Annotated in this window: 13 protein-coding genes; 5 read left to right on the top strand and 8 right to left on the bottom strand. The window is 63.0% G+C overall.

Features of this window, described 5'->3' with window-relative positions:
- Positions 1–277: 277 nt before the first annotated feature.
- The 5 genes from KGJ62_00720 to KGJ62_00700 all read right to left on the bottom strand — a co-directional run bounded on the left by KGJ62_00720 (position 278) and on the right by KGJ62_00700 (position 6,005).
- Positions 278–1,765 carry a hypothetical protein gene (locus tag KGJ62_00720; protein ID MDE2125096.1) on the bottom strand — a complete coding sequence of 496 codons (1,488 nt, stop codon included), beginning with the start codon at positions 1,763–1,765 and terminating at the stop codon, positions 278–280.
- A 10-nt stretch (positions 1,766–1,775) separates the two neighbouring features.
- Positions 1,776–1,931: a hypothetical protein gene (locus tag KGJ62_00715; GenBank protein ID MDE2125095.1), complete on the bottom strand. Its 156-nt coding sequence runs from the start codon at positions 1,929–1,931 to the stop codon at positions 1,776–1,778.
- Between the two features lie 178 nt (positions 1,932–2,109).
- The gene (locus KGJ62_00710) at positions 2,110–2,247 is read right to left on the bottom strand and encodes a hypothetical protein (protein MDE2125094.1); all 138 of its coding nucleotides are present in this window, start codon (positions 2,245–2,247) and stop codon (positions 2,110–2,112) included.
- Positions 2,248–2,456: 209 nt separating this feature from the next.
- Positions 2,457–4,211: an ABC transporter ATP-binding protein gene (locus KGJ62_00705; protein ID MDE2125093.1), complete on the bottom strand. Its 1,755-nt coding sequence runs from the start codon at positions 4,209–4,211 to the stop codon at positions 2,457–2,459.
- Between the two features lie 6 nt (positions 4,212–4,217).
- Positions 4,218–6,005 carry an ABC transporter ATP-binding protein gene (locus KGJ62_00700; protein ID MDE2125092.1) on the bottom strand — a complete coding sequence of 596 codons (1,788 nt, stop codon included), beginning with the start codon at positions 6,003–6,005 and terminating at the stop codon, positions 4,218–4,220.
- Between the two features lie 245 nt (positions 6,006–6,250).
- On the opposite strand from KGJ62_00700, the gene KGJ62_00695 reads away from it, so the two are divergent.
- Entirely contained in the window at positions 6,251–6,865 is a 615-nt protein-coding gene (locus KGJ62_00695; protein ID MDE2125091.1) for an LmeA family phospholipid-binding protein, read from the top strand.
- 25 nt (positions 6,866–6,890) lie between these two features.
- Complete coding sequence (locus KGJ62_00690) at positions 6,891–8,363, top strand: hypothetical protein (protein ID MDE2125090.1); 1,473 nt, start codon at positions 6,891–6,893, stop codon at positions 8,361–8,363.
- 168 nt (positions 8,364–8,531) lie between these two features.
- On the opposite strand, the gene KGJ62_00685 is transcribed toward KGJ62_00690, so the two are convergent.
- Positions 8,532–8,699 carry a hypothetical protein gene (locus KGJ62_00685; protein ID MDE2125089.1) on the bottom strand — a complete coding sequence of 56 codons (168 nt, stop codon included), beginning with the start codon at positions 8,697–8,699 and terminating at the stop codon, positions 8,532–8,534.
- Positions 8,700–9,767: 1,068 nt separating this feature from the next.
- Positions 9,768–10,829 (bottom strand): Mrp/NBP35 family ATP-binding protein, encoded by a 1,062-nt coding sequence (locus KGJ62_00680; protein ID MDE2125088.1) that lies wholly within the window; start codon positions 10,827–10,829, stop codon positions 9,768–9,770.
- A 173-nt stretch (positions 10,830–11,002) separates the two neighbouring features.
- Here KGJ62_00680 and KGJ62_00675 point away from each other — a divergent pair, with 173 nt between their 5' ends.
- The 3 genes from KGJ62_00675 to KGJ62_00665 are packed head-to-tail and all read left to right on the top strand — an operon-like array spanning position 11,003 to position 14,155.
- Positions 11,003–12,076, top strand: coding sequence for a Gfo/Idh/MocA family oxidoreductase (locus tag KGJ62_00675; GenBank protein ID MDE2125087.1), 1,074 nt, complete (start codon positions 11,003–11,005; stop codon positions 12,074–12,076).
- A complete protein-coding gene (locus KGJ62_00670) occupies positions 12,073–13,308 on the top strand; it encodes a hypothetical protein (GenBank protein MDE2125086.1) in 1,236 nt (411 codons plus the stop codon). Before KGJ62_00675 ends, KGJ62_00670 begins: the two co-directional genes overlap by 4 nt.
- 19 nt (positions 13,309–13,327) lie before the next feature.
- The gene (locus KGJ62_00665; GenBank protein ID MDE2125085.1) at positions 13,328–14,155 is read left to right on the top strand and encodes a hypothetical protein; all 828 of its coding nucleotides are present in this window, start codon (positions 13,328–13,330) and stop codon (positions 14,153–14,155) included.
- A 7-nt stretch (positions 14,156–14,162) separates the two neighbouring features.
- Here KGJ62_00665 and KGJ62_00660 read toward each other — a convergent pair whose 3' ends face one another.
- On the bottom strand, positions 14,163–15,068 hold the full coding sequence (locus tag KGJ62_00660) for a LysR family transcriptional regulator (protein MDE2125084.1): 906 nt from the start codon (positions 15,066–15,068) through the stop codon (positions 14,163–14,165).
- Positions 15,069–15,077: the final 9 nt, after the last annotated feature.

Raw genomic sequence — 15,077 nt, 5'->3', positions numbered from 1 at the left:
CGAAGCATCGCTACTGTGCGATCGCCAGTGGCGCATGTGTTCCGACCCAGCGCGACTCAAGCTGACCGTGACGCGCCTCGCGGTCGTCTGACGGTCTCCTGAGCCCCCGTACGCATTTCGTCCGGCCGTGCTGCGATGGCCGGCCAATCGGTCAGCTGGCTGCGACCGATGGCTTCCGACCACGCATCGGCACCGGCAGCGTTGTAATGCGCACCCGGTTCGAGGACCGGGTGCGGCACGGCGTCGACCGGACAGGCCTCGTATCTCCTCCAGAGTTTCAATCCTCATCCGGTCCGAGGGCCGGGTGCGACGCGTTGCGCGCACGGCCAACCAACCCCACGATAAGCTGGAACCTCGCGATGCTTGCGGCTTCACGCGCCTCGGCTTCAGCCACATCCGCCTCGGTTTCAGCCGCATCCGCCTCGGCTTCAGCCGCATCCGCGTCTGTTTCAGCCACATCCGCCTTCGCGAACTTCAATAGGATTCGCTGGAACCTCGCGATGCTTGCGGCTTCATGTGCCTCGGTTTCAGCCGCACCCGCATCGGTTTCAACCGCACCGGCCTCCGCGACCGTCAAAGCGTGTTCGCCACTCAGCGCACCCGCCTCATACGCCGTCATGACGGTCGGGTTGATGAAACTGGCTTTGCAGACCGCTGGCGTGTTGTGCAATTGCGCCGCAACCGTTTTAATCGCCTCGGCGATGTTTCGCTTTGCCGCACGTTGATCAGCTGGCTCCGGCATCTCCAACAGTTGGTCCACGGCCATGCGCGTCGCATGAAACGTTCGCAGTTCCCGGGCGGTCATCCCGTAACGGCGGAGCCGCTCATTCACTTGTGCCGCGGTGATTCCGTGCTGTCGCCCATTTCGCTCATAGCAAAACAGCGTGTCACAGTCGCGCGCTTTGCACGCTCGCAGGAATGCCACCATTTTGCGGTTCGAAATCTTGAGATACCACTGCACCCGGGACTTACCATAAAGCGCGATGCGGGCGGATGTACCCTCGAACGTAATATGGTCTGCCGTCAGTGTGGTGACTCCGTATGAGCCATTTCGCTCCACAAGAGCCTCGGAACCAATCCGCATATTTGTTTTATCGAGGAGCCACATCGCGGCCTTCGCCACGTTCTCCTCACTCGTCCCGTCCGGTGTAAAGCTGTTGGCAAATGCTGTCATCGCGGCATAATGCTGGCTCACCTCGCACAATTGAAGCAACTTTTGATCCTTTCGCTGCGCCACCCACTCCGGCGGATACACGATCTTGCGCTTGTCGTTGTAATCGTAATAGGTGATAGCTGCGTGGCCGGAGCCGGGCTGAATGTCGTAGGATTCCCTTGGTATGTTAATCCCGCTCTCCACAATACGTGCCCAGTCGGCGAATGGTGCTAACGGCCTGCCGCCTCTGTTTACTGGTCGCGGGTCCCTGGATCCTGGCTGTTTCGCCTTTGGCGCTACGATACGGGAACCGAGCGTCCATCGACCACTGTCGTCGCGTGCCTCGCCGGTAACGTCGCGGCCGTCGCGGCCCACGCTGGACGCCTTGGGGAGCGGCTCGCCCGCCACACCGTACATGGCTATCAGAGTCTCGCATACGCCCGGCAGTTCCTCACCAAACTGAGAGGCGCCCTTCAGCACGAGGCGCAACGTCTCGCGAATGCCTTCGGGACCCATGCCCGCGCGGTCCGACGGTCGCAGAAGGTGGCTCAATGACGTCAAGTATTCCAGATAAGTAAGATCGGACGCCGCAATTCTTATGGTACGTTTCATGCTTTCCTCGTCAATCCGGCATCGCCATCAGTTCCTGATACGATAGCCCATGCGTGGACGCAGCCGCTTCGCTGCCGGTCAGGACACTCGCTTCGCCCGCGATTTTCTTCATCGCCAGTGCCGCTTTGTGCTCGTCAACCGTTCCCGCCATCCGCAGGTTGATCATGCGGCACCGGTTCTTCCGGCCGGTGCGACAGATCCTGCCCTCTCGCTGCTTGATAACGCTTCCGGTCCACGGGGAGTCCATATGAACAAGGAGATTAGCCTGGTGCCGCCAGTCTAGCCCCGGCTGCGCTGTCGGGTGCGAGGAGTACACGCACCGTCCCGCTGTTGAGTTTCAATCCTCACCCGGTCCGAGGACCGGGTGCGATCGCGCCGCCGCCGAACATCGGCGTTATGGTTGTGAGGTGGTATTCAAGCCGCTCCGGTACGGCCGCTTCGATCGCCCACTTCGGCGCCGGATCAATCAGTTTGCCAGGCAATCCACGCCTCCTTCCGGTTCGCTACTGCCGCCTCACGCTCCGCGCCCCGGGGCTTCAGTGTGGGTGCTTCAATCACACTGCAGCATTCAAACGTTCACAATACATACTATCCGGCGCGCTCGAAATGCGGAATCGCGCTCGCGGCGCGGCCGGGTTTGCCGCGCGTCCTACCTCCAGGCGACGCGACTAGCCCGCAACCAACACGAACCTCACCCCAACAACGCCGTCATCGCCTCACTCTGAGCGCTTTTGAACTGTTCGTTGTACAGATTCTGGTAGACGCCCGGGCGGGCCACAAGCTCGGCATGTGTGCCGATATCCACGATCCGCCCCGCATCCAGCACCACGATCCGGTCGGCCTCCATAATCGTGGCGAGGCGGTGCGCAATGGCAAACGCGGTGCGCCCGCGCATCAATCGATCCAGCGCGGCCTGGACGTGGGCCTCCGTATGGCTGTCCAGCGCCGAAGTGGCATCGTCCAGGATGAGGATCCGCGGATCGGTGAGCGTTGCCCGGGCGATGCTCACCCGCTGCTTCTGCCCTACCGAGAGCTTGATGCCGTCTTCTCCGATTTTGGTGTCGTAGCCATCGGAGAGATTCAGGATGAATCCATGAACATCCGCATGGTGCGCCGCCTGCATGATCTGCAGCGCCGTCGCATCGTGGTTTCCGTAGTTGATGTTCTCGCGGATGCTCACCGAAAACAGCAGGCTCTCCTGCGCCACGATGCCGATCTGCCGCCGGATCGATTCCAGGCGCAGCGAGCGGATATCGAGGCCGTCTATCAGCACCTGGCCGTCGGTTACGTCATAGAAGCGGGCAATCAGGTTCACCAGCGTGGACTTGCCGGCGCCGGATGGTCCCACAATGGCCACGAATTCGCCCGGTTCCACGCGCAGGTTGATGTTGTGCAGAACGGGTAGATCGCGGCTGTACCCAAAGCTTACGTTGCGAAACTCTACCGCGCCATCCACGTGGCTGGGATTGATGGCGCCGGGCGCGTCGGTCACTTCCGGGCGGGTATCCAGCGTCTCAAATACACGGTCGATGGCCGCGCCGGCCCACTGCATGGTCACGTTGAAATCCACCAATCGCACGGCCGGGTCGTAGAGCGAGGCGATCCAGCCGTTGAACGCCAGCAGCTCGCCGATCTGCATGTGCCGGTGGAGAACCATCGCTCCGCCATACCACAGCACCAGGCCGGTGCCCACGGCGCGGATAATCTGCGCAATGGCTCCCAGCCGCCGATTGAGCTTCATCTGCGTCATGCCCAGCCGGAAGTTGTCCTGCACGGTCACCATAAACTTCTCGGTTTCGTACTCCTCGCGCACAAATGCCTTCACCACCGAAATACCCGTCAGCTTCTCCTGCAGCGCGCCCAGCATGGCGTCCCACTTCTCGCGCAGCTGTTCACTGATAGGCCGGATATAGCGGATAAAGAGCTTGTAGTTGAGCACGTAGAGCGGCACAATGGCCACGGCCACTGCCGCCAGGCGCCACTGCATGATAAACAGCACAATCAATAGCGCAACCACGCTGAACAGGTCGGCCAAAAAGGTGACGAAGCCACCGGAGAGCATGTACTGAACCGTATCGATATCGCCCGTGAGACGGGCCATGATCTTGCCCGTCTGGCGCGTATCGTAGTAACTCAGCGAAAGCCGGTTCAGGTGCCGGTAGCTCTGAAACCGCAGGTCAAACACAACCCGCTGGCCCAGCCAGCCGATGAGGTAATTCAGCGAAAACGAAACGACTCCGCGAAAGGCATATAGGCCGACCGTCGACCAGAAGACGATGTTCAGCGCGTGGTAGCTGTGGTGCGGCAGGGCGTAATCAATCGTGTACCGCAGGATCATCGGCATCACGATCGGCGTAGACGTGACGGCAAGCAGCAGCAGCACGGCTCCGACTACGCGCCGACGGTATGGGCGAAGGTAACCCAGCAGACGGGCAAACTCTCTCAATTTACGTCAGCCCTGTGCCGGCGCCAGCAGCTGCCTGGCCGTGTCGGAATCTTCCAGCGCCGCCTTGAACTGCTGGGTGTACAGCGCTGCGTACATGCCACCCTGCTGGAGCAGCTCGGTGTGGCTGCCAATCTCCTTGATCTCGCCCTGCTCCATCACCACGATCTGGTCGGCCTTAACAATGGTACTCAGGCGGTGCGCCACCACAAAGCTGGTGCGGCCCGCAAGCAGGCGATCCAGAGCTTCCTGGATCATCGCTTCGGTCTCGGAATCCAGAGCCGACGTCGCCTCGTCCAGAATGAGGATTCTCGGGTCAGAGAGCAGGGCGCGGGCGATGGCGACCCGCTGCTTCTCACCGCCCGACAACTTGACCCCGTCCTCACCGATTCGCGTATCGTACTTACGGGGCAGCGCCTCAATCACATGGGCTATATTGGCTGCGCGCGCCGCCTCCTCTACCTCGGCATCAGTGGCCTCCAGCCGGCCATACCGGATGTTCTCACGCACCGTGGTGTTGAACAGGATGGTCTCCTGGATCACAACTCCCACCTGCCGGCGAAGTGAAGCCAGAGTCACGTCGCGCACATCTCGCCCGTCCACGGTGATCGCACCCGAGGTCACGTCGTAGTTCCGCTGCAGCAGGTTGATCATGGTGGTTTTGCCCGAGCCCGATTCGCCAACCAGCGCGACAAGCTGCCCGGCCGTCACGGCAAGGTCGATGCCCTTGAGCACCGGCGTACCCGCCTCGTACTCGAACACCACTTTCTCAAACCGCACATCGCCACGGATCTTCGGCAGCGGCTCGGCCCCGTCGCGGTCCTTCACATTCGGCTTGGTATCCAACGTGTTGAAGATGCGCCACAGCGCCGCGTTAACGCGCGCGACCTGGTCGTTGATCTGGATCAGCCGCAGAACGGGTCCATACAGATAGCCGCCAACATAGGCGTAGAATGCCACCAGCGAGCCGACCGATATGGCGCCGTGAATCACCAATCTTCCGCCGTACCACAAGAGGAGCGCCGTGCCGACCGCGCCGATGAACTCCGCGATCGTCCACAAGCCGGTCGACATCGCCGAGATGCGCACATTCAAGGTGAGCAGGTTGCGCGTCTCGCCCACAAACTGATGCACTTCGTACCGTTCGCGAGCGTAGCTCTTCACAACCTGAACGCCGGCCAGTTTCTCCTGAAGATCGCCCAGCATCACGTCGCGCTGTTCGCGGATTTCGTGGCTGGTGATCTTGATTTTGCCGATGAACGCCAGGTAGTTCAGGATGTAGATTGGAAAAACAGCTAACGCTACCAGCGAGAGTGTCCAGCTCTTCAGAAAGATGATGAACATCACGGCAAGCAGCGTCACGCAATCCTGAATCACCGTCACGAACCCGCCGCCGATCAACTGGTCCAGCGTGGCCACGTCGTTGGTGATGTTGGACATCAGCTTGCCCGTCTGGTTCTTTTCAAAGAAACCGAGCGAGAGCGACTGCATGTGCGCGTACAGTTTGCGGCGCATGTCTTGCTTGAAGCGCTGTCCGAGATATGTGATCGCCACCGAGAGGAAGTAGCCGAGGATTGCGCTGGCGGCGGCGATGCCTACGACGGCTGCGAAGACGCCGACCAGGCTGATCGGCAGATGCCGGTGAAGCGCGATATCGGAGAGGTGATCCGTGATGTACTGGATCACGAGGGGTGGCGGCAGGCTGAGCGCCGCCGTACACACTGTAAGGCACGCAATGAGCGCCAGCGTGCGCCAGTAGGCGCGGATTTCGCCGAGAAAACGGACGAAGTTTCGCATATTGCAGGCTCGAAACCAGCCTCTTACAACAATGCCTCTGCGGCTTCAGCCCGGAGGCCGAACGCAAAGGCAACCTCTTTCCCTATACATTCTTGTAGTGGTGATCCAAGTATACCTGCCGGGCCTGGCGAATAGGTGCGGCGCGGCCCGCGGCTCAGACCGCTCGTGTGGAGATACCCGGCGGCTCTCCGGTTCGCGCCTTATGCTACAATGCGCCGCCGATATTCTTGCGCGAGAGGCCGGACATGGCGGACGAAGCCCTTGCATTTGGTATTGAGAGTGGCACGCTGACGGCGCGCAACGTGAAGCTGCGGGCCGACACCACCGTGGATGAATTGTTGGTAGAGATTGTCGGTCTCCGCGGCTCGGTCCAGCCGGATGGCGACGTACGGGTCACATCCAAAGAGGCAGCTGTGACTGCGATCATCTCCGAGGTGAACCTCAATCGTCTCATGGAGGCCAGCATCCCCGCGGATGCGCCGGTGCGTTCCATGCGGCTTGCCGTGCTTACCGGCAAGATTCGACTCACCGGCCAGGTGGTGAAGATGGGCATCGGGCTGCCGATCTCCGCTGACGCCGTCATCCGCATAGAGGCAGGCGTTCGAGCCATGCCCGACTGGCAAACCATGACGGCCGCCGGCATTGGCCTGCCCAGCGCCGTCGTTCAGTTTATTGAGAACCAGCTCAAGAGCTTGCTGACGCTCGATCTGCGCGACTTGCCGCTGCCGCTCTGGCTCTCGGAGGCGATTTGCGAGCCGGGCCGCATTGTGCTGAAGGGCAGTGCGCGCCTCAACTGGCCACTGGAGGCGCAGGTCACCAACGGCGCGGCGCGGCAGGAAGCGGCGCCATCCAGGGTTTGATGCCGGCGCCTCCCGCAGCCGGCGCATGATGCAAGCGGAACGCGCTCCATCGCGGGATTGCTGGTCGACTCTGGCGGTTATCCTTCTTCTGGCGCTCATTGCGCGGCTGGCATTGTGGCGAACGGCCCACGCCGCCGAAGAAGACTTCTTCATCACGCTGCGCTACGCCGCGAATATCGCGCACGGCCACGGGTTCGTCTACAACCGCGGCGAGCGCGTTCTGGGAGCAACAACACCGCTCTACACCCTGTTTCTGGCCGCCGTGATCCGGGTTGGACTCAATCCACTTATGGCCGCGCGGGCGGCCGGGATCACCGGCGACCTCCTGGCGGCCGCCGGGGCATTCGCCTTTTGCCGGGCGTGCGGCCATCCGCGCGCCGGCCTGGCGGCCGCAGCGCTCTGCGCAGCCGCCCCGATCAACCTGGTATGGGCCACCAAGGGAATGGAAGTTGGACTGGTGGCGGCATCCGCTGTCTGGTGCTGGGCATGGTGGCTGCAGGGGCGCAGTACGTTGGCATGGTTCGCCGCTGCCATCACGGTTCTGCTTCGGATCGATGGCTTCGCATTGGCGATCGTGCTTGCTGGCGCCACCCTGGCGCATCAGCGGCGGCTGCCGCTGAAGGGCCTCGCACTCTTCGCTGTGTGTGTGCTGCCATGGACGCTGTATGCCACCGCGTTTTTCGGTTCGCCGATGCCGGTTTCGGTGCATGCAAAACTTACCGTCTACGCATGGCATGCGGCATCCAGATTTCCATGGCTGGGTCGGTTTCTCTTCGAGATGCTTCACAACCCGCTCGATCTCGCAGTCGCGGCCGGCGTGGTCGCATGGGCCCTATTTGGTACAGGAGCCGTTATTCGCAGCCGGAGCTTCCGGGCCGAGCCGGAACTGTGGCCCGGCGTATGGCTGCTGCTCTACTACGGCGCCATGGCGCTCTCCAAGGTGTTCCTGTTCGGCTGGTACTTTGTGCCGCCCAGCCCGGTCTGGTACTGCCTGTCGGCGCTGGGCTATGCGCGGATGATCCAGCGGTTCAAGCCACCGGTGCGGATCCCAACCTGGGCGCCGGCGCCGCTATGCGCGCTGCTGCTTGGCGTAACCCTGCCGCGCGCAGCCGCCACGCTGATCGTGGCGCAGCGCGCCGAGCGCCAGGTGCGGATACCGATCGGCATCTGGCTGCGTGCGCACGCAGCGCCCGCCGATACCGTGATGCTGGAGCCGATCGGCTATATCGGCTGGTACAGCCACCTGCGCGTGCTGGACACCGTGGGAATCGTCTCGCCACAGGTACTTCCGTTCTACTCCGCGGCAAACCCCTCACCGTACCATTCGATCTGGCAGGCGTTCCATCCGGAGTGGATTCTGCTCCGGGCCGGCGAGCGCGCGCAACTCACGCGATACGAACTGGGTTTGCCGGCTTCGCAACGCCTTGCCTCGGCATACGTACGCGCGGCGCGGTTTCCCAGCCTGAGTCCACAGTTCTGGCTCTACCGGAGACGGTAAGCATCGCGCCGGGTTGCACGGCTGGCGGCCCGCAAACTGCGCCACCCGCACGGATCCACAGCCACCAACGTTAAGGAGCGGCGGTGAAATCTCACCGTCGCTCCTTTCAAATGGTCCGTGTGGGCATGGACCGCCTTTATCGTGAGGCCGGAGCCCCAATACCGCCGGTTATCGCAGGCTCACAAGCTCCGGTTCGTGCCGTTGCTCATAGCCCATCTCCGTCAGAATATCCTCCGGATCCATCTCCAGAAGTTCGGCCACAGCGGTTATGAAATCCCTCGAAGGCGCCGGGCCCTCCGGCTCCTCGATCCTCCGCTCGGGCTCTTTCAGCTCCATGGCAGCGTTCCTCTTATGGCACGGTGGCAGCGGCACATCAGTGTGCCGATACCGATTCTACGTCTGCCAGTGTACACCCGGTGCCTGGTGAAGTCAAGGCGCCGCGCTGCCGCCAGCCGGAACCATTCCACTGAGATTCTTCCACGATGCGCGGCGCGCCCCCGCTACTCCGCTTGCCCGCCACGTGTGCGCGAACCTATATGTCCTAGTTGTCACATTGGTCCCATGTGGTGAGCGCGCACCCCAACGCGGGACGCCTGCTGAATGCGATAAACAAGGCATATGCGAAAGCCGGAATCTGCGCCTGGCGCACAGCCGGAGGCCGCTACTCCGCTTACTAGCCACGTGTGCGCGAACCTATATGTCCTAGTTGTCGCATTGGTCCCATTTGGTGAGCGCGCACGCCACCGCGGGACGCTTGCTGAAATGCGACCAATGGGACGTATGAGACATATGCGGAAGCGGGAGCCTAGGCCTGGCGCACAGCCGGATGCCGCTGCTCCGCTTACTAGCCACGTGTGCGCGAACCTATATGTCCTAGTTGTCACATTGGTCCCATGTGGTGAGCGCGCACCCCACCGCGGGACGCCTGCTGAAATGCGATAAACAAGGCATATGCGGAAGCCGGAATCTGCGCCTGGCGCACAGCCGGAACCATCTCGCTCAGATTCATCCGCGGCGCGCGCCCGCTACTCCGCTTGCCGGCCACGTGTGCGCGAGCCTATATGTCCTAGTTGTCGCATTGGTCCCATGTGGTGAGCGCGCACCCTACCGCGGGACGCTTGCTGAAATGCGACCAATGGGACATATGAGACCTATGCGGCACCGGAATCTGCGCCTGGCGCACAGCCGGAACCATCCCGCTGAGATTCATCCGCGGCGCGCGCCCGCTACTCCGCTTACTAGCCACGTGTGCGCGAACCTATATGTCCTATCTGGTAGGCGCGTACCCAAGCGCCGATCGCGATGGCAGCGAGGGACACATGCTGAAATGCGACCAATGGGGCGTATGAGACATATGCGGAAGCGGGAGCCTAGGTCTGGCGCACACCTTGTGCGGCATTCCAGCTACTTCTCGCCGGCTTCAAACTGCACCATGCTCACGCGCGCCGCGAGCGCGCTGGCCACGTGCCGGTACGCGGCAGCAGCCGCCGAGTCGGGGCGCCGCAGTACAATCGGTTCACCGCTGTCGCTGGCTTCGCTGATCTCGGCATCCAGCGGAATCGCGCCAAGAAATGGCACTTCCAGCTGCTCTCCGGCTGCAGCGCCACCGCCTTCGCCAAACACTCCACCGCTCATATTCTCAATGATGCCGAGTATCGGTATCGGCCGGTTCAACGACTTCTCAAGCGTGCGAAACATGCGGACGCTCTTGTTCGCGATCTCAATCGCTACGCGCTGCGGCGTCATCACAATCGCCACGCCGCTCACGGGCGCCAGTTGCGCCAACGTCAGTGGCGCGTCGCCGGTGCCGGGCGGCAGATCGACAATCAGATAGTCGCGGTCGCCCCAGAGCACATCTCCAAGCAGTTGGCGAATCGCGCTGGCTACCATCGGGCCTCGCCAGATCACCGCCTTCTCATCCTCCAGTAAAAAGCCCAGCGACATCATCAGCACACCGTGCGCCATTATCGGCACAATCTTGGGTCCGGTGGGCGATTCCTGCATCAGAGGTCGCTTGCGTGTCCCCATCATCGTGGGCTGTGAGGGGCCGTAGATGTCGGCATCCAGCAGCCCCACAGTCGCTCCGGTCGCCGCCAGCTGTACGGCCAGGTTTGCGGCTACCGTGCTCTTGCCAACGCCTCCCTTGCCGCTGGCCACCGCGATCACGGTCCTCACGCCCGGCATCAGGTCGGCCACATCTGGGGGCCGCTCGCGCACGCGCGCCGTCATCTCGATTGTTACGGCCTCCACGCCTTCCAGCGCCGCGATCAGGTCGTGCGCCTGCTGCTTCATCTGGTCCCGAACGGGACATGCGGGCGTGGTGAGCTCAATGGTTACGGCAACCGCGCCACCACAGATTCGGGTCTCCTTGAGGAAGCCCAGCGTGATGATATCGCGCTGCAAATCGGGATCCACAACACCGCGGAGTGCGCTCTTTACCGCCTCCTCCGTCACTTCAACCGCCATGTTCGCGTCGCTCCCGGCTGCCGGCTTCGTGGCTCAGCATGCACCGCACGTCATTGTACCCAGCGCCTGGCCGCCGCGCCCTTGCGCCGTACCGCGGCCGGAGGGTATGCGGCGCGAATAGAAACCGCTGCGCGCCGCATTCTCCAACTGCGGTGTACACTGAAACGCCCATTATGTCCAGACCAATAAACATCGGAATCGTAGGAGGCGGATTCGCCCGTGAGTTCTCGTTTCACGAGCATCCCGATTGCGTCGTGGCGGCAATCGCCGAGCAGCGGGAGGACCGTCTCGCCCTCCTGCAGGCGCAGTTTCCCGGCGCCCGGCCGTTCCGGTCCATGGAAGCGCTGCTTGCAGATCGCGGCGTAGACGCCGTGGCAATCTTCACGCCCGCGCCGATGCATGGGCCGCACGCGGTTCAGGCGCTCAAGGCGGGCAAGCACGTGATGTGCGCTGTGCCGGCGGCCTTCAGTCTGGAGGAGTGCGAGGAGCTGGTAGACACCGTGCGCGAGACCGGCCTCACATACATGATGGCCGAGACGAGCTGCTATCGTCGTGAGGTGATTCTGGCCCGCGACTGGTACCGGGAGGGGAAGTTCGGCGAGATCTTCTACGTGGAAGGCGAGTACTGGCACGAAGGGCTGGAGCAGCAGTACATGTGGTCGCAAGGCGAACGCAGCTGGCGATATGGTCTCCCGCCGATGCACTATCCAACGCACTCAACAGCATTCCTGGTGTGCGTCACGGGTGAACGCCTGTCGCGCGTGCAGTGCATCGGTTGGGGCGATGACAGCCCAATACTGGCCGATAACGCCTACAACAACCCATTCTGGAATGAGGTGGCGCTGTTTGAAACCGATCGTGGACATGCCGCGCGGATGATCGTCGGCTGGCACCTGGGTCACCCGGAAGTGGAGCGCGCCACATGGTTTGGAGACCAGTTGTCGTTGTTAATGGCCTCACCAACCGGCCAGCCATCAACCTGCTGCGTTGGACGCGAGGCCTCTGCGGTGACGGTGCCGGATTTCTATGACCGGCTGCCGGCGCCGCTGCGACACGACAGCGGGCATGGCGGATCGCATCCACACCTCACGCACGAGTTCATCAGCGCGCTCATCGAGGGCCGCCGCCCACTGATCGACGTGTATGAGGCGGTGGCCTGCACGGCTCCCGGCATCGTGGCGCACCAATCGGCGCTGCGCGGAGGCGAATCGATGCCCGTTCCAGATTTCGGTTCGGCCGCGACGTGAACCCACGTCTGGCGACTACAGCCCTACTGCTGGCCGCTGCGCTTGCCATGCCATCTGCCGTTGTGGCGCAGCTCCCCGGCTCGGTGTCCCACTCGGACCTTGCTGGATTCGGCGCGGCAGCCCACGTGATTTCCGGCGCTTTCGGCGGGCTGCTGATCACCGATACGGGCTCGCCGCCGGCCTCGGATGCGCGGTACAGCCAGGTGTATCATGTTGCAATAGGCGTCTACGCTCCGCAGCCGGATTCGGGCGGTGGCGCGACTCAATCCTGGTCACGGCGGTTCGTGGTGCACGCACCCGATGCCTCCGGCGCCGCTATTGCCGACAGCGTCGCGCGGATGCTGCTGCTGCTCCACGCCGAGATTTACCGCCGCCTGCACATGGATCATCCAGATGACCAGCCGACGGTGAGCGTCTGGCTCACGGCCGCCGACGAGGTTGGCCTGGCTCAGGATACCGGTGGCGAGCAGTTCAAGGACCAGATCTACCTGTTCAACCTCTTCGCCCAGCGCTCGCCTACCGAGTGGGCGCGAGAGACCGCGCATGAGTACGGCCACTTTGCGCTGCCGGGCATTACCGGCTTCACATCGCCCGAGGCGTGGGCAAACGGATACCTCGGCCAGCGTCTGTTGCTGATGTGGGTAGCCCAGGACGCTGCAAGCGGAGCGCTGCCGGCTGACCAGATTCCGTTTGTTACTCCGGCACAACTGAACGGCTATCTCGAAAAGCAGGTGACGCCACTTTTGCGCGATGAAATGCGCACCGGACCGGACGAGCACACGCTGCAGCGGCGCGACGCGGCAGGGATGGATGCCTACACCGGGCTGGTCTGTTACATCGATGCGGTGTATGGCAGCCGGGTGCTGTTGAACGCTCTCGCCCTGACCGCGCCAACGCGAGAAGAAGCAGAGCCGCATGCCATCGACTTCCTGCGTGGCGCCAAACTCGCCGTTGCCGGCGCCAATGTGCTGCGCATCACGCCGCCCGCCACCATCGCGCCCGGCGCCCGGCTCAAGTTCAGTGTCTACGTGCCGGCCGGTCAGTTTGCGGTGCGTGAAGGGCCGGGTATCCGCCATTGGCAGCTGCCGGATGGCGTGAAGGGCCTCTACGTCAACAGCCAGACGTCGCTTGCCGTCGCAGTACCAGGCTGGCAGATGATCACCCTGGATGCCGGTAAGCACGCAGGGGGAGAGTGGCTGCAGCTCAACCGTGCCGGCTCGACGCCGCCATGAACGGCTATTCGGGCGGATCATGACGCAGCCGGAGAGGCGCAGCGGGCCGGCACAGCGGCATCACCTGGAAACCCGCGTTCTCAGCAACAGCGGCGAGCGCGGACACCACACGCTCTGGCTGGATGCGCCGGCGATAGCCGCAACCGCGCTGCCGGGTCAGTTTCTCGTCCTGCACCGCTTCGAACCTGACGGCAGCGCATACCGGCGGCCATTCAGTATTTTTGACAGCGACATATCGCGTGGATCGGTTGCCATTCGCTACGCGCCGCGAGGACCCTTTACAACGGCGCTGTCCACGGTGGAACAGGGCGCTTTGCTCACTGTGACCGGTCCACTTGGCCGCGCGTTCCAGATGCCGCCTGACGCCACGACGCGACTGATTCTTGTGGCCGGCGGCGCCGGCGCCGCGCCTCTACACTTTCTGGCTGCGCGTTCGGACCGCGCTGCGGACCGCATCGTCGTCATCAATGCGGCACGCTCGCTGGAAGCGCTGGTGGCAATGGAGGAATTCGGCAGCATGCCGGTGACGCTGCGTTCGGCAACCGACGACCTGTCGCAGAACGATCCGGCCCCGTGGCGGCGCGTGCTGGAAGAGGTGCTCGATGAGGGCTCGCCGGCTTCTGCCAGGATTGCCGCTTGTGGGCCTAACCGGATGCTGGCCGCCGTGGCGGAAGTAGCGGCGCGGCGCGCGGTTCCCTGCCAGGTCTCCGTAAGCGCGCCGATGCCGTGCGGCATCGGTTATTGCAACGCCTGTTCGGTGGCTTCCAGTTCCGGCGTGGCGCTCCGCGCCTGCTGGGATGGCCCGGTGATGGATGCCAAACAGGTCGATTGGCCGCGACTTCTGTAGGGCCGGGTCAATCCGGTAGAGCCGGCTGCTGCGAACAGACCTCCTTCAGAAAGGCCTGTACTGCACGGCTGCGAAAACGGGAGGCCAGCAGCAGCGCACCGGTCGGACGGGCAAAGCGATCGGTTTCCGCCAGCGGTACCAGGCACAGATCACCTGCGCGAACCTCGCGCCGCACCGTAACTTCCGGCAGGAGCGCCACTCCCGCGCCGATCTCAATGAGGTTCTTGATCGTCTCCACATTCTCCAGCTCCGCCACAACCTTCACAAGAACCCCCGCGGCGGCAAGCCGCTCATCCACCAGGCGCCTCGTGGGAATATCGGCGGCAAAGGCCACATAGGCCCGACCCCCGAGGTCCGAGAGCCCAACGTGGTGGCGATGCGAAAGCTCATGCTCCGGCGGGCAGACCAGCGCCATCTCTTCGAGGCCGAACGAGCGGATTTCCACGCCTTGTCGTGCCGACGGACACGCTACGATTCCCACGTCGGTGCTGCCGGCCAACACCGCTTCGTAAACCCGGTCCGTCCGGCTGTACTCCAGATGCAGCTTCAGATCGGGATTGCGCAGCAGAAACGGCTTGATGCGTGGAGGCAGAGCGTGCAGCCCAACGGAATAGACCGTGGCGACGCGAATCTGTGATGATCCCAGCGAGTCGCTCGACCTGAACCGTTCGAGAATCTGCTCGGCGCCGGCTACCACGTGCGATGCATCATCGTACAGCGCCTGCCCGGCGTCGGTGATGCCGACCGCCCCACGTCCACGACGCCGTATGAGCAGAGCCTGCTTCAGCTCCTCTTCCAACGCCTGGATTCGCTGGCTGACCGCCGACTGCGTGACGCAGCTGGCAGCGGCCGTTTTAGTAAACGACCGCGTCTCCACCAGCTTGCAAAAAAGTTTGAGATCGCGTAATTCCATTAGGCGCAC

It is taken from the genome of Armatimonadota bacterium (genome assembly GCA_028871815.1).
GTDB lineage: Bacteria > Armatimonadota > Chthonomonadetes > Chthonomonadales > Chthonomonadaceae > REEB205.
Note: the sequence above shows the minus strand (reverse complement) of the source record. Positions and strands in the feature narration are given on the sequence as shown.